At 60.9% G+C, this 20,000-nt stretch carries 15 protein-coding genes and 1 rRNA gene; 9 read left to right on the forward strand and 7 right to left on the reverse strand.

Annotated features, from left to right (window positions below; all coding sequences use genetic code 11):
* The first annotated feature begins 6 nt into the window (after positions 1-6).
* Together rrf and BM026_RS09595 are read left to right on the forward strand one after the other, a co-directional pair.
* Positions 7-122: ribosomal RNA gene (gene rrf, locus BM026_RS09590) — 5S ribosomal RNA — on the forward strand.
* Positions 123-405: 283 nt separating this feature from the next.
* A complete protein-coding gene (locus BM026_RS09595; protein WP_071489588.1) occupies positions 406-2,286 on the forward strand; it encodes a methyl-accepting chemotaxis protein in 1,881 nt (626 codons plus the stop codon).
* Between the two features lie 44 nt (positions 2,287-2,330).
* Here BM026_RS09595 and BM026_RS09600 read toward each other — a convergent pair whose 3' ends face one another.
* From BM026_RS09600 to BM026_RS09620, 5 genes are all read right to left on the reverse strand, one after another.
* A complete protein-coding gene (locus tag BM026_RS09600) occupies positions 2,331-2,789 on the reverse strand; it encodes an SRPBCC family protein (RefSeq protein WP_092248780.1) in 459 nt (152 codons plus the stop codon).
* 18 nt (positions 2,790-2,807) lie between these two features.
* Positions 2,808-6,185, reverse strand: a complete 3,378-nt coding sequence (locus BM026_RS09605; protein ID WP_093528295.1) for an amino acid adenylation domain-containing protein — start codon at positions 6,183-6,185, stop codon at positions 2,808-2,810.
* Positions 6,182-7,129 carry a diiron oxygenase gene (locus tag BM026_RS09610; RefSeq protein ID WP_092248774.1) on the reverse strand — a complete coding sequence of 316 codons (948 nt, stop codon included), beginning with the start codon at positions 7,127-7,129 and terminating at the stop codon, positions 6,182-6,184. Before BM026_RS09610 ends, BM026_RS09605 begins: the two co-directional genes overlap by 4 nt.
* Positions 7,126-7,884, reverse strand: a complete 759-nt coding sequence (locus BM026_RS09615; RefSeq protein ID WP_092248771.1) for a DUF3050 domain-containing protein — start codon at positions 7,882-7,884, stop codon at positions 7,126-7,128. The genes BM026_RS09610 and BM026_RS09615 overlap by 4 nt, the downstream gene beginning before the upstream one ends.
* 314 nt (positions 7,885-8,198) lie before the next feature.
* The gene (locus tag BM026_RS09620) at positions 8,199-8,909 is read right to left on the reverse strand and encodes a GntR family transcriptional regulator (RefSeq protein WP_071489593.1); all 711 of its coding nucleotides are present in this window, start codon (positions 8,907-8,909) and stop codon (positions 8,199-8,201) included.
* A 367-nt stretch (positions 8,910-9,276) separates the two neighbouring features.
* Between BM026_RS09620 and BM026_RS09625 the strand changes: the two genes are divergently transcribed.
* The 7 genes from BM026_RS09625 (at position 9,277) to BM026_RS09655 (ending at position 17,140) form a co-directional block, all read left to right on the forward strand.
* The gene (locus BM026_RS09625) at positions 9,277-10,170 is read left to right on the forward strand and encodes a TauD/TfdA dioxygenase family protein (protein ID WP_071489594.1); all 894 of its coding nucleotides are present in this window, start codon (positions 9,277-9,279) and stop codon (positions 10,168-10,170) included.
* Between the two features lie 26 nt (positions 10,171-10,196).
* Positions 10,197-11,048 carry an ABC transporter ATP-binding protein gene (locus tag BM026_RS09630; RefSeq protein ID WP_093528298.1) on the forward strand — a complete coding sequence of 284 codons (852 nt, stop codon included), beginning with the start codon at positions 10,197-10,199 and terminating at the stop codon, positions 11,046-11,048.
* Between the two features lie 12 nt (positions 11,049-11,060).
* The gene (locus BM026_RS09635) at positions 11,061-11,909 is read left to right on the forward strand and encodes an ABC transporter permease (RefSeq protein WP_071489596.1); all 849 of its coding nucleotides are present in this window, start codon (positions 11,061-11,063) and stop codon (positions 11,907-11,909) included.
* 51 nt (positions 11,910-11,960) lie between these two features.
* Positions 11,961-12,881, forward strand: coding sequence for a LysR family transcriptional regulator (locus tag BM026_RS09640; RefSeq protein WP_071489597.1), 921 nt, complete (start codon positions 11,961-11,963; stop codon positions 12,879-12,881).
* A 102-nt stretch (positions 12,882-12,983) separates the two neighbouring features.
* The gene (locus tag BM026_RS09645) at positions 12,984-14,519 is read left to right on the forward strand and encodes an MFS transporter (protein WP_093528624.1); all 1,536 of its coding nucleotides are present in this window, start codon (positions 12,984-12,986) and stop codon (positions 14,517-14,519) included.
* 15 nt (positions 14,520-14,534) lie between these two features.
* Entirely contained in the window at positions 14,535-15,593 is a 1,059-nt protein-coding gene (locus BM026_RS09650; protein WP_093121903.1) for an HlyD family secretion protein, read from the forward strand.
* Positions 15,590-17,140: an efflux transporter outer membrane subunit gene (locus BM026_RS09655; RefSeq protein WP_256572955.1), complete on the forward strand. Its 1,551-nt coding sequence runs from the start codon at positions 15,590-15,592 to the stop codon at positions 17,138-17,140. The genes BM026_RS09650 and BM026_RS09655 overlap by 4 nt, the downstream gene beginning before the upstream one ends.
* On the opposite strand, the gene BM026_RS09660 is transcribed toward BM026_RS09655, so the two are convergent.
* Positions 17,040-17,744 (reverse strand): DUF3142 domain-containing protein, encoded by a 705-nt coding sequence (locus tag BM026_RS09660; protein WP_093121898.1) that lies wholly within the window; start codon positions 17,742-17,744, stop codon positions 17,040-17,042. The two genes, BM026_RS09655 and BM026_RS09660, sit on opposite strands and share 101 nt — an antisense overlap.
* Entirely contained in the window at positions 17,741-19,909 is a 2,169-nt protein-coding gene (locus BM026_RS09665) for a PA5441 family protein (RefSeq protein ID WP_093528301.1), read from the reverse strand. The genes BM026_RS09660 and BM026_RS09665 overlap by 4 nt, the downstream gene beginning before the upstream one ends.
* Positions 19,910-20,000 lie beyond the last annotated feature (91 nt).

The following is a 20,000-nucleotide window of genomic DNA, read 5'->3' on the forward strand; positions in this document are numbered from 1 at the left end:
GAATTTCTTGACGACCATAGAGCATTGGAACCACCTGATCCCATCCCGAACTCAGCAGTGAAACGATGCATCGCCGATGGTAGTGTGGGGTTTCCCCATGTGAGAGTAGGTCATCGTCAAGATTGAATTCCAAAACCCCTGTCTGCTAGCGCAGACAGGGGTTTTGTCGTTTGGGGCTATAAGTCGGCACAATTTTTAGTTTCCTCACACATGCCTACCGCTGGTCAGTTTCCTGCTTAAAAATCAGAAACGTCTCACAATTTTCTAAGCTTTACCGCGGCTTGGCCGAAAGCCTGACGAGCCATGCGTGCACCGAAATAGAGCGGCCCGAGAAGCTGCCTATACCGTTACATGGAATGTTCCGCTCGGCACGCTCACCCCCCTTTGGCAAAAGAAGTCGATGAAATGAATCTCAAGTTCAGTCATAAAATTCTGTTGGCCGCGTCAGGCGTCGTGGTTCTGGCCTTCGCGTTATTCACCCTCTACAACGACTACCTGCAGCGCAGCACGATCAAGCAGAACCTGGAGTCGTCCATCCAGCAATCCGGTGAACTCACTGCCAGCAGTGTGCAGAACTGGCTTAGTGGCCGAATATTGGTACTCGAAAGCCTTACGCAAAACGTTGCTCACCAAGGCAGTGGTGCCGACCTTCCTGGCCTGGTTGATCAGCCGGCGTTCACTGATAACTTCCAGTTCACCTATGTTGGCCAAACCAACGGCGTGTTTACCCAACGTCCTGACGCAAAAATGCCCGACGGCTACGACCCCCGTCAGCGCCCTTGGTACAAACAAGCCGTAGCTGCAGATAAACCCATGCTTACGCCACCCTATATGGCAGCGGTGGGTGGGCAGATCGTGACCATTGCCATGCCGGTGAAAAAGAACGGCGAGTTGCTCGGTGTGGTCGGCGGTGACCTGAGTCTGCAGACCCTGGTGAAGATCATCAACTCGGTGGATTTTGGCGGCATTGGTCATGCGTTCCTGGTCAGTGGTGACGGGCAAGTCATCGTCAGTCCCGATCAGGATCAGGTGATGAAAAACCTCAAGGACATCTACCCCGGCACCCAAGTGCGCATTGAGAAGGTCAGTCAGGACGTCGTTCTCAATGGCCAGGACCGAATCTTGTCATTCACCCCTATCAGCGGCTTGCCAGGCGCGGATTGGTATATCGGCCTGTCGATTGATAAAGACAAAGCCTACGCACCACTGGGCAAATTCCGGACATCTGCGTTGATTGCCATGTTGATCGCCGTGGTTGCGATTGCCGTGCTCCTGAGCTTGCTGATTCAAGTCTTGCTGCGACCCCTGACCACTATGGGCGTGGCGATGCAGGATATCGCCCAGGGCGAGGGTGACCTGACCCGTCGTCTGGCGGTCACCAGCAAGGACGAATTTGGCGAGGTCGGCAGTGCGTTCAATCAGTTCGTAGAGCGCATCCATGCTTCGATTTCGGAAGTGTCCTCGGCTACCCGCCAGGTGCATGACTTGTCCCAGCGTGTGATGGCCTCGTCCAATGCCTCAATCGTCGGTTCCGACGAGCAAAGCGCGCGCACTAACAGCGTCGCCGCAGCGATCAATGAACTGGGTGCCGCCACCCAGGAAATCGCGCGCAACGCCGCCGATGCGTCACAACACGCCAGTGGTGCCAGCGAGCAGGCCGACGATGGCCGCAAAGTGGTCGAGCAGACCATCCTTGCCATGTCTGAGTTGTCGCAAAAGATCAGCTTGTCCTGCACCCAGATCGAGACCCTGAACGCCAGCACCGACAACATCGGTCACATCCTTGATGTGATCAAAGGCATCTCCCAGCAAACCAATTTGCTGGCGCTTAACGCTGCCATCGAGGCCGCCCGTGCAGGTGAGGCCGGGCGAGGCTTTGCAGTGGTCGCCGACGAGGTGCGTAACCTGGCTCACCGCACCCAGGAGTCGGCCGAGGAGATCCACAAAATGATCACTTCGCTGCAAGTAGGCTCGCGCGAAGCGGTCACCACCATGAACGCCAGCCAGGCCTCCAGCGAAGAAAGCGTAGAAGTCGCGAACCAGGCTGGTGAGCGCCTGGTAAGTGTGACGCAGCGGATCGTTGAGATCGACGGCATGAACCAGTCTGTCGCCGCAGCTACTGAAGAACAGACGGCCGTGGTGGAAACCCTCAATGTGGACATCAATCAGATCAACTTGCTGAACCAGCAGGGCGTGGCGAATCTCAATGAAACCCTGAAGGATTGCGATGCCCTGTCGCAGCAGGCCAATCGTTTGAAGCAATTGGTCGATAGCTTCAAGATATGACCCGCTGATTCAACGGCGGGGGCGCATCGAGTCGCTCCTGCCGTTTAGCTGAGCATTCGACGGACATTGTCCAGGGCGCTGCTGGCAAAGCCTTGCACAAACTGTTCGAACCCCTCGTTCGCCTCCTCTGTGGGCTCTGCAATAATTGTCCACATCACCTTGGCGCGCTCCGCTTCAATTGCTTCCACTTGGATCGCCGCCCATAGTCTGGCCACACCCAGGGTGTTGTAGATCGTGGTCCAGGTCATGTGCATAGCCTGCTCGTCCCGGCTATTGAGTTGCTCCACTACACAATTGCCATCGCGGAAGAATTTTGTCCGCAAGGCGCCCACGCCTGAGCCCATCATTTCGATATGGCTCAAGTCCGGAATGAACATATCGAAGCCGGCAAATCGTCCCACCATGTCCCACAGGCGAGAGGCGGAGCAGTTGACCACAACGGACGCCACTATCGGCAGGCCACTCGGGTTGCGGATTAATGTATCGGGTTGCAGCAGTTTCATGAGGTTGTCCTGGGGTATTCAAAGAAAGCCGATGGCCTTGAGGTAACTGCAGCCTTTGCTCAACAGTGCCGTGTCCTTTGCGGGGTAGTGTTCACCCATCTGCTGGACACCTATTCGCGCGTTGTCATAACGAATCATTGAAGTGTCCCCGATGTCTTCGTCGAGGCGGTCGAGGTAAAAACCGAGCACGCCAAACAGTGCGTTGTCCTGGCTTACCGTTCGCAGCGCCTGCTGCCATTGCGCGATGCCCACTCGCTTGAAGCGATGGCCCGCCCGACTGAACGCATCCAGGTAGTGCGCCCAGCTCAACGGTTGTGGGTTATGCAGGTTGAACACACTCCGGCTGGCGTGAAAGCGGGTGCAGTGGAATGCAATGAAGCGAGCCAGAAAGTCCACCGGCATCAGGTCGAAGTTCAGCGCCAGCCGGGGCAGCAGGCCCAGTTGCAGTGACCCCTTGAGCATCAGCATCAGGCGATTTTTTTGCGGCTGGCACGCGCCGTTTCGGCTGTTGAAGCTGATATTGCCTGGACGATGGATATTCACCCAGGCACCGCGCGCCACCGCATGCCCCAACTGTCGCTCCGCAACCCATTTGGACAGGTTGTAGCCATTCTTGATGTACAGCGGCAGCGTGGTAGAGGCGGGTGCTTCGAGGACATAGCCCTGCGAGTCGACACTGCTTGAGGCCGACAGTGTCGAGACAAAGTTGAAGACTTTCTTGCGGTGGGTTTCACACAAGCGCAGGCATTCGCGTATGGGGTCAACGTTGTCCCGCGTCAGTGACGCATAGTCCATCACGTGATTGACCCGCGCCGCGTTATGGACCAGCACGCCGAAGTCTCTGGCGAGAGACTCATGCACAGCGTCAGCCAGGCCCAATCGAGGTTGGCTGATATCGGCCGCATATACCTTCACTCGGCTCAGGTCCACATGCTCCAGGCGGTATTCATGTAACGCCTGGATGAGTCGTGACATTGGCGACCGCCCCGGTTCCTCACGTACCAGGCACGCCACCTCGGCTGCACCAGCGGCCAGTAATGCTTCGACGATATGGACACCCACAAAACTGTTGGCTCCGGTCACGATCACTTTGTGCGGATCACCTGCACGGTCCTCGGGCAACGTGTCGAGCACCCACTCCGATTGAGCATCACGGGCGGCCCGGCCGGATCCTGCATCGGGTCGTTCACCGTTCTCCACCAGCGTTGCGAGCGTACGAATCGTCGGCACTTCAATAAAGTGACTCAACACAAAGCTACGGCCGAATTGCTCGCGAACACGCAGCAGCAAGGTCGATAGCAAAATCGAATGCCCGCCGAGATCAAAGAAGCTCTGGTCAATAGACAGATTACCTGCGGGCACTGCCAGCAGCTCGCTCCACAAGCGGGACAACCGAACGTGAAGCGGACTTTTCGCGGCACTGCCGTCTGCTTGCAACGCAGACCGAATCGGCAGTGCCAGCAATGCCGGCCGGTCGACTTTCCCATTGACGGAGCACGGCAGGTGGGGCAACACCTCCCAGAAGCCCGGCTGCATGTAGTCTGGCAGCCATTGTCGTGCATGGTGCTTCAGGGCGGCCACGCTCGCGTCTGGTTCAGGCTGGGCGATGTAGCTGCGGATCCTGCTGTCCCGGTCGATTACTACCGCCACCTGGCGATACAGCCGACTATTGCGCAGGCATTGTTCAATCTCCTGCGGCTCGACCCGAAACCCGCGGATTTTCACTTGGTCATCACGCCGTCCACCCAGCACGATCCCGTCGGCGGTCCATCGTGCCAGGTCGCCACTGCGGTAGGCCCGCAGTGGCTGACTCCCTGGTACCGCCAGTTCCACGAAAGGACTGGCAGACGGTTGCGACGTGCCCACATACCCCAAGCTGACTCCGGGGCCGACGATGTACACCTCACCCATCACCTCTTCATCCACCGGTTGCAGAGTGTCATCGAGGATCAGCACCTGGCTGTTGGCGATGGGGTAGCCGAGGTTGCGGTTGCAGTCACCGGGGAGCAGTGTCCGATGGGTGGCCAGCACCGTGGTCTCCGTGGGCCCGTACAGGTTGTGAAACCGGCACTGCCCTGCCAGGCGTTCGATGACATGGGGTTCGCACACATCGCCGCCGGTCAGCAGGTGCGTCAGGCCCAATGGTTGATCAAGCGGCAGGATGCTCAACAGCGCAGGCGGCAAAAAGGCATGGGTGACGCGTTGCTGGTGGAGCAGATCCAACAGTTGCTCAGGGGCGTGCCGTTGCTCGGCGCTGGGGACGATCAACTCGGCACCCGCTATCAGGGCGGGGAAAATATCGATCAGCGATGAGTCGAAGCTCAATGGTGAGAACTGCAAGACACGGCTCTGGTCATCCACGTTCATACAGGACCTGAACCAGGCCGTGAAATGCGCCAGGTTTGCCTGGCTGAGCAGCACGCCCTTGGGTTGGCCTGTGGTGCCAGACGTAAAGAGCGTCATGCAGGGCGCATCGGGGTGGGGGCGAGCTGGCATCAGCGCAAGCGTGAGGTCGACATGCCTGAGGTCGAGACGGGTGACATCCAGTGCAGTGAAGTGCGCTCGCAAAGGATGTTGACCGGCGTCCAGCAACACATGCGCCCCTGCGGTCTCGAGCATGACTTGATGGCGTTGTGGCGGGTGGTCCGGGCCCAGCGGTAGATACACCGCTCCACAGCCGAGCACCGCAAGGATACTCGCGTACAACTCGATGGATTTTTCCAGGCACACGCCAACCACGGGGGGCGCCTGCGTATTGCCCAGCATGGGGTGTAACTGTTGCTGGATCGTGAGGGCCTGGACGTGCAGCTCGCGGTAAGTCACTACACTACCGGCGATCCTCAGCGCCGGTCGATCAGCGGACCTATGGAGGCTGGCCTGCACGCGTTCAATCAAGGGCACCTGAGCTTCGCGCAGTACAGCGAGGTCTTCGGTGCGGTTGAATCGATGGACAAACGCCAGCGCGTCAAGCGCATCCAAACCCTGCTCTGGCCAGTCATTGGCAACCGCACTCACGGAGAAATATCCAGGGTCCCGTGAGAAACGACTGATGTGCAGCGCGACCCATTCCACCAATGCGTGGCTCACTTGCTGGCGTAACCGTTGCCCGTTGCCCGTTGGTTCGTCGGCGATGTCCAGGACTCCCGACAAGCTCCGGCTGGCTCCATAGGCGCGCAACTGCAGCGCGGGCAGTCCGCAGTCGGGTACCGGGCCAACGCCCAGGCGCAGGCTCAACGCTGGGGTTGGGTCTGTCGGGTCCCGCAGCGGCTGACGTCCGTCGTCTATCCACAGGTCGACGTCTTCATCGCTCGAGACATGCCCATGCTGTTCCAGCTCCCGTCTGATGGCGTCCAAGGCACTGCTGGCACCGGAAAATCCGATTGTCAGGCGCTTCATGTCGCGCCCCCGGGCATCGGCAAATAGTCTTTCAACGCGTGCACCACGCTCGGTGTCTGCAGCAAACCGCTGTGTTGCAGGAAGTCAAGGATATTGCTCAACAACGGGTGCCGGCGGGTGATGGGGAAGGTGAGCGCGGCGATTTCATTGCGCAACGCGTTGCGCAGGCTGGCGTCGATGTCGAGGTGTTCGATCAAGTGAAGGTCAAAGTCTTTTTGCAGATCGTTCGTCAGGTACTGAGCCAGGAACGTCGGCAGTACCTTGGCAATACTGTCGCGATCGTCCGCGTTCGCGGCTTGCCAATACATGCGTACGAGTCGCGTCCAGAAGTGCGCGTGGCGGCCTTCATCAAACAGGTGGTCGGCCATCAAGCCACGGATGGAGGCTTTGACACTGCTGTCCTTGGAGAATGCTGCTACATCATGGGTCACCGTGTTTTCGGCGATGGCCACGGCAATCAGTTCTACTGCATCGTGCAGATGGGCTGGCGCCTGGGCTTGTGCTGTCGGCAGTGCGCGGGTCAATTCGATTTGCCTGGGTAGCTCCAACGGCTGTATGCCGGTCAGGGCCACGGTTTGCTGCAGGAAATCCAGTGCGACCAGCGCGTGGTAGTCCTCGTCCACGACGACTGTCATTGCATCAACGCGGCACGCCAGCGGGAAGGGGATCGAGAAGCGGTTCTTGGCGATGCTGCGCGCAGTCTTGTCGACGATCTCCGTCTCGAATATCACCACGTCGTTGATGAACTTGTAGAAGCTCTGCACCAGCACGAAATCGCGCCATTGCGGGCAGTGTTCAAGAAAAGTCGCACTGAGCACCAACGGTTGGCGGCACAGTGGGTAGATCAGCTTGTCATCGTTTTCCAGCAAACGGCGAGGGCGTGTACGGATGGTTGCACGGCGCTCCCAGTCGTCGGCGATGGATGGGTAGTCGCCGGTGTTCATGGGCGCACCTCTTGCAACGAGCCCTGAACCTCATCCCAGAACGCGATGCGGTTTTCCATGGCGGTAAGGGCTGCGTCATGGGCCTGTTGCGCGTGCGCCGGGTCTGCGCTGGCGAGCCGTTCGAGCAACCGCTCGGCGGCCGGCCCATGCTCCTGGGCGTCCATCTCAATGTGACGCTTGAGGTAGGCGCACAAGGTAGGCGCCTGGTGGTGGAGGCGTTGATCGGATTGCAGGATGCGCTCGAACATTATCGGGATGACATGCTCGCGTCCGTACAGGAATGTTGCAGCCACACAATGGGTGGGAGCGCTCAGCGCAAGGTTCAAGGTGTCGCTGACAAAGCGCGCCACGCCAGGAAGAACCTCGACTTCCTGTAAGGCAGCATGTGCTTCCAGGCCTTGGCGTTGCAGCGTAATAAAGCGGTTGATAGACGTGGTGCTGGCGCCCACTTCGGCCATGGCCTCCAGATAGAGTTCGAAGTGGCTGCAATAGCCTTGCGCGGGATGTTCGTCCGACTCCTCGCCCAATACGATCTCATTGATCAGACGTGCGGCCAGCGGGTCTGTCGGTGGCAGCCAGGGCAGGCGTGTACAGGTCAGATCCTGTTGCAGGCGTTTGGCGAGGGTCATGAAGTCCCAGACTGCAAATACATGGCTCTCCATGAAAAGTTGTAACTTCCGTAAGGAAGTTATTTCTGAAAATAACGAATGACTGCATAACTGCAGTTTTGCTGTTTCAAGTAACGGTTGATGCATGGTTGATGCCTATAAGTTGTCGCGTCTGCTGTGTAAACAGCGATGAGTTCTTTATGGTTGGCAGGGGGAAGTCGTTGTTAAACGGCTGCTGGCGTGCAGGGTCGCTAAATATGACGAGTGCCGGGGTTGTTAATAAATATAATAAGCGGGTTAAACAAGTTGGCGAACATACAAATATGTTAGAAGTTTTTCTAAATAATATTTATGTAAGTTGGCGTCTTGGTTGTAAGTGGGAAGTTTCTTCGGGGCGAGGCGCTCACCGTCAGTCAGGATGCCCCGCCACAGGGAAGGTCGGGGCAAGAGGGCCGTGTGCCTTACTGCGTATCTTTCTTGCCTTGGGCATCCAGACCATTGAGGTACGCTGTGATCACTTCCATGCCTCGCATCAAGTGATTGCGCAGCGTCAGGATGCTTTCCTGGGTTTTCTTCCGCGCCACCAGGTTCAGCAGTTCGCGGTGGTCTTCCTGGGACGTCTCGCCCAGCCCCATGGCCTCAAGGTTATAACGCAGGAAACGCTCCTCTTCGTTCAACCCATGCTCCACCAATTTGAGTAGCCTTTGGTTCGGGGCTTTGCCATAGAGGGCCATGTGAAACAGTCGATTGAGGCGGCCCATTTCGGCATAGTCTTTTTCCTGCTCAAGAGCACAAATAATGGCGTCCGCCTCGGCAATATCGGCCTCGGTGAGCAAAGGAATCGACAAGCGCAGCGCCTCAGATTCCAGGAGCATCCGCAGTTCATAGGTCTCGGCCGAGTTGTCCTCGATCAAGGGGGCAACCACGGCGCCTTTGTGCGTTACCACATGCAGCAGTGATTGGGCTTCCAGCTGGCGCAAGGCTTCCCTCACCGGCATGCGGCTGACTCCGAACAGGCTGGCCAGTTCCTGTTGACGCATAGCGGTACCGCAGGGCAATCGACCATCCAGGATGGCGTTGCGCAAGGTTTCTTCAATCACGGAACGAGCAAGATGCGCGGGAATAGGACCGCTTATCTTGATGCTGTTCAAAGGGTTCGGCTTCTGCGTCACGGTTACGCTATCCTCCTTTTTCTAATTGGGTAGCTAATTGGATCCAATGCACACTAGAGACTGCCCATGAGCTTGTCAAACGGGCACGGTTTCGGCTTGTAAGCGGTTCAACACCATGCTCTCAGCGCCCACAGCCGGCATTTATGGCGTCTTACGCAACCAGGTTCATTGAGCCTGTTCCAGCAGCCACCAATGGCAAGACCGCCGGCGATGTACTCAAAACACTTTGCCGTTGCAATTTATTTCCCAGGTGCCAGAGGGATGAGTTCTCACGGTACTTTCCTGCATATGGATATTCATTAACGGTATTTAAATTGAAGTTCTTATATCTATAAAGTCGCTCTCCTGACTGACCGGGAGTGACCTCATGTCCGCCACCTCTACTGTTCCAACAGCGACCGCCACCGCCCAAACCTTCGAGATTCTTCCTTTTTCCGGCAGTGTCGGCGCCGAGATCATCGGCCTGGACCTGTCGCGTCCGGTCAACGATCAGGATTTCACCCGCATCCATCGAGCGCACCTGGACCACCACGTCGTGGTGTTTCGCGACCAACGCATCACCCCCGAACAACAGATTGCCTTCAGTCGCCGCTTCGGTGTGCTGCAGATCCACGTGCTCAAACAGTTCCTGCTGGCCAACCACCCGGAAATCCTGATCGTCTCCAACATCATCGAAAACGGCCAATCCATCGGCCTGGGAGATGCGGGAAAATTCTGGCATTCGGACCTGTCTTACAAAGAGCTGCCGAGCCTGGGCTCGATGCTGCACGCCCAGGAACTGCCGTCTGAAGGTGGCGATACCCTGTTCGCCGACATGCACAAAGCCTGGGACCAGTTGCCCGAGCACCTGCGTAAAGCCGTCGAGGGCCGCAGCGCCGCGCATTCCTACACCGCGCGTTACAGCGAGACCAAATTCGAAGGTAACTGGCGCCCCACGCTGACCCCAGAGCAGCTCGCCCAGGTCGCGGAAGTCGTGCACCCCATCGTGCGCACCCACCCGGAAAACGGCCGCAAGGCGCTGTTCGTCAGTGAAGGGTTCACTACCCGCATCGTCGGCCTGCCGGAAGACGAAAGCCGTGACCTGCTGGCCCAGCTCTACGCCCATAGCGTGTTGCCACACAACATCTATCGCCACCAATGGCAGCCCCACGACCTGGTGTTCTGGGACAACCGCTCGCTGATCCACCTGGCCGCCGGCTGCCCAAGCCACCTGCGCCGCAAGCTGTTTCGCACCACCATCCAGGGCGATGCGCCTTTCTGATCCCCATTTGCGCCAAGTGAGATGAAATGAACATGCCCCTGCAAGGCCACGCGGCCAGCACTCTGAACACGGCGCAGCCGCTGCTGGCGGTGGATAACGTCAGCCTGGAATATCGCACGCCCGAGCGGGTGGTGCGGGCCACCCACCAAGTGAGTTTCGAGATCGACCCGGCCGACCGCTACGTGCTGCTCGGCCCGTCGGGCTGTGGCAAATCCACCTTGCTCAAGTCCATCGCCGGGTTTATCAAACCCTGCGAAGGCGAGATCCGCCTGTTGGGGCAAAAGGTCGAGCAACCCGGCCCGGATCGCATCGTGGTGTTCCAGGAGTTCGACCAGTTGCCGCCGTGGAAAACCGTCAAGCAGAACGTGATGTTCCCGCTGTTGGCCTCGAAGACCTTGAAGCGCGCCGAAGCTGAAGAGCGCGCGCTGCAGTACCTCGACAAAGTCGGCCTCAGCGCCTTTGCCGATGCCTATCCACATACCCTTTCCGGCGGCATGAAAGCCCGCGTCGCCATCGCCCGCGCCCTGGCCATGCAGCCGAAAATCCTGCTGATGGACGAGCCCTTCGCCGCCCTCGACGCCCTGACCCGACGCAAAATGCAGGAAGAGTTGCTGCTGCTCTGGGAAGAGGTGCGCTTTACCCTGCTGTTCGTCACCCACTCCATCGAAGAAGCGCTGGTGGTGGGCAATCGCATCCTGTTGCTGTCGCCTCATCCCGGGCGCGTACGTGCGGAAGTCCACAGCCATCAATACGACCTGCACAGCCTTGGGGGCGTGGCGTTCCAGGCATCGGCGCGGCGCATTCATCGCCTGCTGTTCGATGAAGCACCCGAGGCCGAACGTGAGTTGGGTTTCGCCGATATCCGCATCGCTTACTGAAGGGTCAACCCAATGCGCGAGGAATTTGAAATCACCCTGGAACCGCTGCTCAGCGTCCCTGTGGAACGCGAGTTGCCCCTGCGACAGCGCCTGTGGCAACAAGGCTGGCTGCGCAAGGGCCTGATCCTGATTGTGCTCGCCATCCTTTGGGAAGCCGTTGCACGCTACCAGGACAACGACCTGCTGTTGCCGAGTTTCTTGCAGACTTTTCATGCGCTGTACGACGGCCTGCTCAGTGGTGAATTGCTCAGCAAAGTCAGCATCTCGCTGGCCGTGCTGATCAAAGGCTACCTGATCGGCATCGTGCTGGCGTTCGCCCTGACCACCCTGGCGGTGTCGACCCAACTGGGACGCGACTTGCTGAGTACCCTGACCTCGATGTTCAACCCGTTGCCGGCGATTGCGTTGCTGCCGCTGGCGCTGCTGTGGTTCGGCCTGGGGCAGAACAGCTTGATTTTTGTGTTGGTGCATTCCGTGTTGTGGGCACTGGCACTCAATACTTACTCGGGGTTCCTCGGCGTGTCCGAAACCCTGCGCATGGCCGGTCGCAACTATGGCCTCAAGGGCATGCGTTTTGTGCTGTTCATCCTGATCCCGGCGGCGCTGCCGTCGATCCTCGCGGGCCTGAAGATCGGTTGGGCATTTGCCTGGCGCACCCTGATCGCCGCCGAGTTGGTATTCGGTGCCACGAGCGGCAAGGGTGGCCTGGGGTGGTACATCTTCCAGAACCGCAACGAGCTGTACACCGACAAGGTGTTCGCCGGACTGGCGGTGGTGATCCTGATCGGACTGTTGGTGGAGAACCTGGTGTTCGACACATTCGAGCGCTTGACCGTGAAACGCTGGGGCATGCAACGTTGAATACGCTACGATTGCGTCAAATTCACGCGCCACCGATCACGAGTGCCTGGCATGCAACTACCGGACATGAACCTGCTGGTCGCCCTCGACGCCCTGCTCGACGAGGGCAGCGTGGTCGGTGCCGCGCGCCGCATGAACCTCAGCCCGGCGGCCATGAGCCGCACGCTCACGCGTATCCGCGAAGCCGTGGGCGACCCGATCCTGGTGCGCGCCGGTCGTGGCCTGGTGCCCACGCCCAAGGCCCTGCAGTTGCAAGGCCAGGTGCGCAATGTGGTGGAGCAGGCGGCGCTGCTGTTCCGCTCGGCGGACCAGGTGGACCTGAGCACCCTGCGTCGCCGTTTCAGCGTGCGTGCCAATGACTTTTTCATCGGTGTGTATGGCGGGCGCCTGTTCGACACCATGGAGCGCATGGCCCCCCTGTGCGAACTGTGCTTCGTGCCCGAAGGCGACACCGACGACGAGGCGCTGCGCGAAGGTCGCCTGGATCTGCGGGTGAGCAACACCATGCCCGCCAGCCCTGAAGTGAAGGTGCAGAACCTGTTCTCCACTACCTTCGTCGGCCTGGCGCGGGAGGACCATCCGTTGTTCGATGAGGAAATCACCGCTGCACGTTTCGCCAGCTATTCCCATATCAGCATCTCGCGGCGCGGTATTGCGCGGGGGCCGATCGATACCGCACTGAACGCCCAGGGCCTGGAACGTCGCGTGGCGATGATCGCTCCGGGCTTTCACGGTGCAATGTTCATGCTGCCCGATTCCGATTTGCTGTTGCCGGTGCCCAAGGAAGCGCTGCTGAGCGCCACGCGCCTGAAACTGCCACTGCGCGCCTTCGCCTTGCCGATCTCGTTGCCGACCCTGGTATTGGCCCAGTCCTGGCACCCGCGCTTCGACAAGGACCCCGCCCACAAATGGCTGCGTGAAACCATGCGCGAGAGCTGTCACGCCACGTGGCTCGAAGCCCAGCCCGCCTGACAATTGCGTTTGGCGCACTTATATCCTGCCAACAAGTAACTTTTTGTCATGTGTGTGCCTGATTAAACTGCTCGGGTATTGATCATTCCGAGTTACCTGTTCATGACTTCCCTCGCTGCCCCCACCCTTGCGGCCGCAGCCAAACCCACTGCCATGACCCCGCCCGTATTCGGCCCGCGCATCATCATCGGCCTGGTCGGGGTGTTGCTGGCGGTGCTGGTCTCCGGTCTCAACGAGATGGTCACCAAAGTGGCTCTCGCGGATATCCGTGGCGCGCTGTACATCGGGTTTGACGAAGGCACCTGGCTGGTCGCGGCCTACACCGCCACTTCCGTGGCGGCCATGGCCTTTGCGCCTTGGTGTTCGGTAACGTTTTCCCTGCGTCGCTTCACCTTGTATGCCATCGGGTTGTTCACGGTGCTCGGCATCCTGTGCCCGTTCGCGCCGAACTACGAAAGCCTGCTGGTTTTGCGTACCGTGCAAGGCCTGGCCGGCGGCGCGTTGCCGCCGATGCTGATGACCGTGGCCCTGCGTTTCCTGCCGGCCAACGTCAAGCTGTACGGCCTGGCCGGCTACGCACTCACCGCCACCTTCGGCCCAAGCCTCGGCACACCGCTGGCGGCCCTGTGGACCGAGTACGTCGGCTGGCAGTGGGCGTTCTGGCAAATCGTCGCGCCGTGCCTGCTGGCCATGGCCGCCGTGGCCTATGGCCTGCCGCAAGACCCACTGCGTCTGGAACGCTTCAAGCAGTTCAACTGGCGCGGCCTGCTGCTGGGCTTCCCGGCGATTTGCATGCTGGTGATCGGCATTCTGCAAGGCAACCGCCTGGATTGGTTCGAGTCGGGCCTGATCACCTTCCTGCTGTGTGGCGGGGGGGTGTTGCTGGTGCTGTTCATGCTGAACGAATGGTCGCAGCCCATTCCCTTCTTCAAGCTGCAAATGCTCGGCCTGCGCAACCTGGCGTTCGCCCTGATTGTGCTGGCGGGCGTGCTGATGGTGTTGACCTCGGTGATCATCATCCCGTCGAGTTTTCTCGCTCAGGTGCAGGGTTACCGTCCACTGCAAACCGCGCCGCTGATGCTGCTGATGGCGATCCCGCAGTTGATCGCGCTGCCGCTGGTGGCGGCGTTGTGCAACTTGCGCTGGGTCGATTGCCGCTGGGTGCTGGGGATCGGCCTGGGCATGCTGGTGCTGTGCTGCGTGGGCAGTGCGCATCTGACGTCAGCGTGGATTCGCGACGACTTCTACGGCCTGTACCTGCTGCAAATCTTCGGGCAACCGATGGCCGTGCTGCCGCTGCTGATGCTCTCCACCGGCAGCATCCAGCCCATGGACGGGCCGTTTGCTTCGGCCTGGTTCAACACCATCAAGGGCCTGGCCGCCGTGATCGCCACCGGCGTGCTCGATACCTTGACCACCCAGCGCCTGCACTTCCATTCGACCATGTTGGTCGATCGTCTGGGCAATTCGCCCCTGGCCGACGGCGATGCGCCGGGCCTGGCGCACCGCCTGCATGAGCAGGCCGTGGTGCTGACTTCTTCGGATTTGTACTACGCCATGGCCGCGGTCGCGGTGGCGTTGATCCTGCTGATTTTCTGGATGCCCACGCGGATTTTTCCGCCGCGCGCACCGACTTGATTGAAAGGACTGTTCATGAAACGCAAAGACAAAATCGCCGTCGCCGTCATCGCCATAGTTGCCGTGGGTGTGCTGGTGTACCTGGTCGCGCCGGGCGTGTTGGGCAGCAAGCGCCAGACCACCAACGACGCCTTCGTCGCCGCTGACTTCACCCTGGTGGCGCCCCGTGTGGCCGGCTTCATCAAGGAGGTGCTGGTGGAAGACAACCAGCGCGTCAAGGCCGGCCAGCTGCTGGCGCTGATCGACGACCGCGACTTCCGCGCCGCTGCCCAGGCTGCCGATGCCGACGCCTTGGTCGCCCAGGCCCAACTGAAAAACGCCACTGCGACCCTGGAGCGCCAAAGCTCGGTGATCGCCCAGGCCCAGGCCACCGTTGCAGCGGATCGCGCCGAAATGGCCTTTGCCGAACACGAACTGAACCGCTACAACCACCTCGCCGGTGTCGGTGCCGGCACCGTGCAGAACGCCCAGCAAGCCAAGACCCGCATCGACCAGGCCACCGCACGCCTGGCCAACGCTACGGCGGTGCTGGCGGCCGAGCGCAAGCAAGTGGAAATCCTCACCGCCCAGCGCGATGCCGCCGAAGGGGGGCTCAAACGTGCCCAGGCCGCGCTGGAACTGGCCAGTTATCAACTGTCGTATACGCGCATCGTCGCGCCGGTGGATGGCATGGTCGGCGAGCGGGCGGTGCGGGTGGGCGCCTATGTCACACCGGGCAGCAAGATCCTTGCGGTCGTGCCGCTGGAGGACGCTTACGTGGTGGCCAACTTCCAGGAAACCCAGCTTTCCCACATGCACGCCGGCCAAGCGGTGCAGGTGCGTGTCGACAGCCTGGACGGCGAGTTGCTCAACGGCCATCTGGATAGCCTCGCGCCTGCGACAGGCGTGACGTTTGCCTCGGTCAAACCGGACAACGCCACGGGCAATTTCACCAAGGTGGTACAGCGCATTCCGGTGAAGATCATCCTCGAACCCAACCAGGCTCACATTGAACGCCTGCGTGTCGGCATGTCGGTGGAAGCCAGCGTCGACACTCGGCCGGTCGTGCAAGCGCGTGAGGTGGCCCAGCAATGAAGCGAGTTGCCTGGCTCACCTTGAGCCTCATCAGCCTGAGTGCCTGCACGGTCGGCCCGGATTTCCACACGCCGCAGGGCCCGCAAGTGACGCAATGGAGCGAGCCACAGGGGCGCCAGGCAGCCAGCCGCGCCGTCAGTGATCCTTTGCAGGAACGCTGGTGGGATGTGTTCCACGACGAGCAGCTTTCGGCCCTTACACGCCGTGCGCTCACCGACAACCTTGACCTGAAACTGGCCAGCAGCCGTCTGCAACAAAGCCGGGCGGTACGCCAGGTGACGACCGCCGAGCGCTACCCCGAGGTTGATGCGACGGGGGCTTACCAGCGCAAACGCAACAGCGGCCAAGGCCTGAGCGACCCGTCCGGCGAGAACGGCCGTGCGGCGTTCAACCAGTGGGACGCGGGCTTCTCCGCCTCCTGGGAGCTGGATTTCTGGGGCCGGGTAAAACGCGAAACCGAAGCCGCCGACGCCACCCTGCAAGTCGCCGAAGACGACCGCCGCGCCGTGCTGCTGTCGGTACTCGCCGAGACCGCCCAGGACTACATCCAATTGCGCGGCGTGCAGAACACCCGCGCCGTCACCGAACAGAACCTCGACGTCGCCCGTCACAGCCTCAAGCTGTCGCAATTGCGCCTGGCCGACGGCGTGGCCACCGACCTGGATGTCGCCGAAGCCGCCGCCCAGGTCGCCGCCATCGAGGCGCGCCTGCCGGATCTGCAACAGCGCCAGGACCAACTGATCAACGCCCTCAGCCTGTTGATGGGGGCGCCGCCGCAGGCGCTGCACGCGCAACTGTCCAAGGACGCTGCCGTGCCGCAAACCCAGCGCCAGGTCGCGATCGGCCTGCCTTCGGAACTGGCCGAACGCCGCCCGGACATCCGCCAGGCCGAGGCCCGCCTGCACGCCGCCACTGCCAGCATCGGCGTGGCCAAGGGCGACTTCTACCCGCGCATTACCTTGTCCGGCAGCCTCGGCTCCCAGGCCATGCAACTCTCGGACTTCGGTTCCTGGAGCTCCCGTGCCTTTGCCTTCGGCCCGCAGTTCAGCCTGCCGCTGTTCAACGGCGGGCGCCTGCAAGGCATGTTGAACCTGCGCGAAGCCCAGCAACAGGAAGCGGCGCTCGCCTACCAGCAAACCGTGCTGCGCGCCTGGCATGAGATCGACGACCAGTTGACCCGCTACAACGCCAGCCAATTGCGCCGCGACAGCCTGGCCGAAGCCGTGCGCCAGAACCGGATTGCCCTGCGCACGGCGCAGCAGCAGTACGTGGAAGGCGTGGTGGATTTCGTCAACGTCCTCACCGTGCAAAGCGCACTGTTGGCCACGCAGGAGCAGTGGGTCGAAAGCTCGACCGGCGTCTCTCTGGCGATGGTTGGCTTGTATAAAGCGTTGGGCGGAGGATGGGAATCGGTGTATCCGTTGCGAACGGCGGGCGCGGCTCAGGTTAGGGATTCTGCAAAAACACCACGTACCCCCGAAACCACTCGCTCCCCTGCAAATACCCCGGCGCTTCCCACTCTCCACCCTGAATCAACCCGATCTTGAACGGCAGCCCCAGCCGATTCATGCGTGGCAAGTACGCCGCGTAATCCGGGATGCTATGGCGCCCCTGGTACGTCTGCACCACCACCTCATCCACCACGCCCTTGAGTTGGGCGATGGCAGCCGGGTCGGCGTTGCTGCTCCAGTCCATCAGGCCGGTGATGCTCAGGCGCAGGTCGGCCGGCAAACGCCGGCGCAGGTCGCGCAAGAACCCGGCGTATTCGTGCAGGTATTGGGTGCGCGCATCGAAGTCGATCTGGATACCGACCACCGGGTTGCCCGCGTCGCGCCAGCGTTGCACCTGGCCGAGCAGTTGGCGGTAGACCGGCTCGGGCCAGCGCAGGGTGTGGGCGCGGTATACGATCCAGATGTCGCCCTGGGTCAGGCGCGGCACGCTGATGCCCTGGGCGATCATCCGCACGCCGAGCTGAGGGGCGCGGCGAGTCGAGTTGATCTGGCCCTGGAGGATATACAGGGTCTTGGCCTGCTTGAGTACCGGCTGTGGGGTGACGCCACTCCACAGCCAGAAGGCGTCATAGTCGCGGGCGTCGACAGCGCCGAAGGCCGGGCTTGCCAGCAACAGCAAGCCGAGCCACAGGTGCTTCACCAGTAGTACTGCAGGGACTTGCCCCACTGGGTGTCGGCGAAGCCGGTTTTCAACTGGCGGAACCACGCCTTGCGCACGGCCGGCTCCACCTCGACGCCGCCGCAGCTGTTGTAGCCCGATGGCCCGTAGCAGTTGATGGCGCGGAACAATGCATAGGCTTTGTCGTTCTTCGGCGCCTTGGCGTTGCCGATCACTTGCTTGTAGCCGTCCAGGCGCGAGAAGGTTTCACCCTTGAAGTCCGACGCGGTGCTGCCCAGGCTGCCGGCGGCGCGTGCCTGTTCCAGCGGCATGCCGTCCAGGCCGTTGCGCAGGATGAACTCGCCCAGGCAGTTGAGGCCCTGTGGGTTTTTGGCATCGGCCTGCAAGGTTGTGGCGATCTGCGCGATGCTCGGGCAGGCGTAGCCGGACTCGGCTTTGTCACCGTTCCACTGGAATAGCTTCAAGGTCTGGCTGGCGCTGTAGACGTAGCCCAGGCTGGTGCCCAGCTTGTCTTCCGGGGCGCTGGCCGGCAGTTGCTTGAGGTCCTCGGCGAAGGTGGCGAACTGGCCGCGCAACAGGTCTTTGTAGAGCAGCACGAATTGTGCGGTCTGGCGTTCCAGCGGGTCGCTGGCCTGGGCGATCTGCTGGCGCAGCAACTCAGGGCCGGCGACGTTGCGCAGCAGGATGTAACGCACCTGCTTGGCGCTGATCGGCGAGTCGGCGGCGAACACCTTGGCCAACTGGCCGCTGCGTTCGTAGTTCATCGCCAGGGCCAGTTCCACCTGATCGCGTTGCAGCGGCAATTTCGCCAGGGGCAGCAGTTGCAGCCAGAGCGCTTCGGCGCCTTTCCAGTCTTTTTTCTCTTCCAGGGCGAGTGCGCGCAGGGTCTGTTGGCTGAAGGCGAAGTAATTCAGGTTCGACGGCACGCTTTGCGGCAACAGCTTCAGGGCGGCGTCCGGTTGATGCTCGCTGTACAGCGCGTTGACCGCCAGCAGGTAGTCATACAAGTCCGGCGCACTGGCGAACGCGGCTTTTTGTTTTTCCAGATCGGCGCGGGAGAGGGCGGGCTGGTTGCCGCCGCGCATCACCATCAAGTCACTGACAAACTGGATCATCGGTGTGGAGACGGTCTCGCTGTTGACCATCAGCAGCTTCAGGTCGGCTTCCTCCACCAGCTCATCCACCGACACATTGCGCTGTGTGTCAGTGGCCTGGGTTATGGCCCAGGCGTAGGCCTCGGCAAGCTTGCTGTTGTCATCCCCCAGCCAATAAACCCGGCGCAGCAGGCCTCGGGCGGAGGCCACGTAAACGCCTTGTGGATAAGTCTTCAGATAGCCGAGAAAACCTTGTTCGGCGTCGTTCAAGGCCGACTTGTCCACACGCGCGAGTTGCGGCATGCCGTATTCGTCGAAGGCCTCGGCCTGGGCCAGGTTCAAGGACGTGCGTGCCGTCATGTACAGCGCGGTTTCCTTCAGCCAAGGCAGAGGGCTGGAGCTGGCGGCGGCAAACCCCCGTTCGGCATCGCCGAAACGGCCACTGTAGAAGTCGGCAGCGGCTTGCAGGTAAGTGCGCAACAGTTGGCCATCGGCGGACTGGATCTGCTGGGCGTCGACTACCTGGCCTTCCCACGAGCAGGTCGTCAGCAACTGCAAGCGCGCCTTCACCAGCAACTCGCGTTCGGCCGCCGGCATGTCGGCCTTGGTCACCTGGCTGATGAACGCGGTGGCGCTGTCATCGTCGTTGCTGCGGCAGCGGCTGCCTTCGCCACTCAGAAACTCTTCCCCGGCGGTTTTGTACTCGTCACGCTTGATGCCCAGGGGCTGGAGCAGCGCGTCCAGTTCGGCAGTGCGCGAGTCGTCGGGCTTGTTATCCGGTTCTTCGTTGGTGCTCGGAACCGGCGCCAGGCGGTAGACCGGGAAGGGCACCGCGCCAAAGCCCTGGGACAGATCGTCTTCGCTCAAGGCATTGGGTGCCAGGGGCGCCGCGTTTTGGTCGGCCAGCAGCAGGCGCAGGTTGACGCGACTGTCGTTGCCGGGGCTGAGGAAAGGCAGGTTGCTGCACGAATCGAGGCTGTCACGCGAAACCCGCCAGTCGGGGTAGCACGAGTCGTCGGAACTGGCCTGAGCCTGTAGGGAAATAACGGCGAGCAATGCCAGTGCCAGGGGTGACAGAAAACCGATGCGCATGACGTGTCCTTGATCCTGAGTCCTTGGAGGGGCGCAATAATAGCCTGTTCCTGCGGTTGCTTCGGAGAAGCCCTGCACAAATTGCTGATTT

Origin of the sequence: Pseudomonas sp. NFPP24 (genome assembly GCF_900112095.1) — a bacterium.
Classification (GTDB): domain Bacteria; phylum Pseudomonadota; class Gammaproteobacteria; order Pseudomonadales; family Pseudomonadaceae; genus Aquipseudomonas; species Aquipseudomonas extremorientalis.

Excerpts from the sequence above, each read along its gene's own strand:
- BM026_RS09610 (WP_092248774.1), bottom strand. The coding sequence starts at position 7,129 with ATGAACACCGGCGACTACCCATCCATCGCCGACGACTGGGAGCGCCGT.
- BM026_RS09635 (WP_071489596.1), top strand. The coding sequence starts at position 11,061 with ATGCGCGAGGAATTTGAAATCACCCTGGAACCGCTGCTCAGCGTCCCT.
- BM026_RS09630 (WP_093528298.1), top strand. The coding sequence starts at position 10,197 with ATGAACATGCCCCTGCAAGGCCACGCGGCCAGCACTCTGAACACGGCG.
- BM026_RS09600 (WP_092248780.1), bottom strand. The coding sequence starts at position 2,789 with ATGAAACTGCTGCAACCCGATACATTAATCCGCAACCCGAGTGGCCTG.
- BM026_RS09645 (WP_093528624.1), top strand. The coding sequence starts at position 12,984 with ATGACTTCCCTCGCTGCCCCCACCCTTGCGGCCGCAGCCAAACCCACT.
- BM026_RS09655 (WP_256572955.1), top strand. The coding sequence starts at position 15,590 with ATGAAGCGAGTTGCCTGGCTCACCTTGAGCCTCATCAGCCTGAGTGCC.
- BM026_RS09595 (WP_071489588.1), top strand. The coding sequence starts at position 406 with ATGAATCTCAAGTTCAGTCATAAAATTCTGTTGGCCGCGTCAGGCGTC.
- BM026_RS09615 (WP_092248771.1), bottom strand. The coding sequence starts at position 7,884 with ATGCATCAACCGTTACTTGAAACAGCAAAACTGCAGTTATGCAGTCAT.
- BM026_RS09605 (WP_093528295.1), bottom strand. The coding sequence starts at position 6,185 with ATGAAGCGCCTGACAATCGGATTTTCCGGTGCCAGCAGTGCCTTGGAC.
- BM026_RS09650 (WP_093121903.1), top strand. The coding sequence starts at position 14,535 with ATGAAACGCAAAGACAAAATCGCCGTCGCCGTCATCGCCATAGTTGCC.
- BM026_RS09665 (WP_093528301.1), bottom strand. The coding sequence starts at position 19,909 with ATGCGCATCGGTTTTCTGTCACCCCTGGCACTGGCATTGCTCGCCGTT.
- BM026_RS09625 (WP_071489594.1), top strand. The coding sequence starts at position 9,277 with ATGTCCGCCACCTCTACTGTTCCAACAGCGACCGCCACCGCCCAAACC.
- BM026_RS09640 (WP_071489597.1), top strand. The coding sequence starts at position 11,961 with ATGCAACTACCGGACATGAACCTGCTGGTCGCCCTCGACGCCCTGCTC.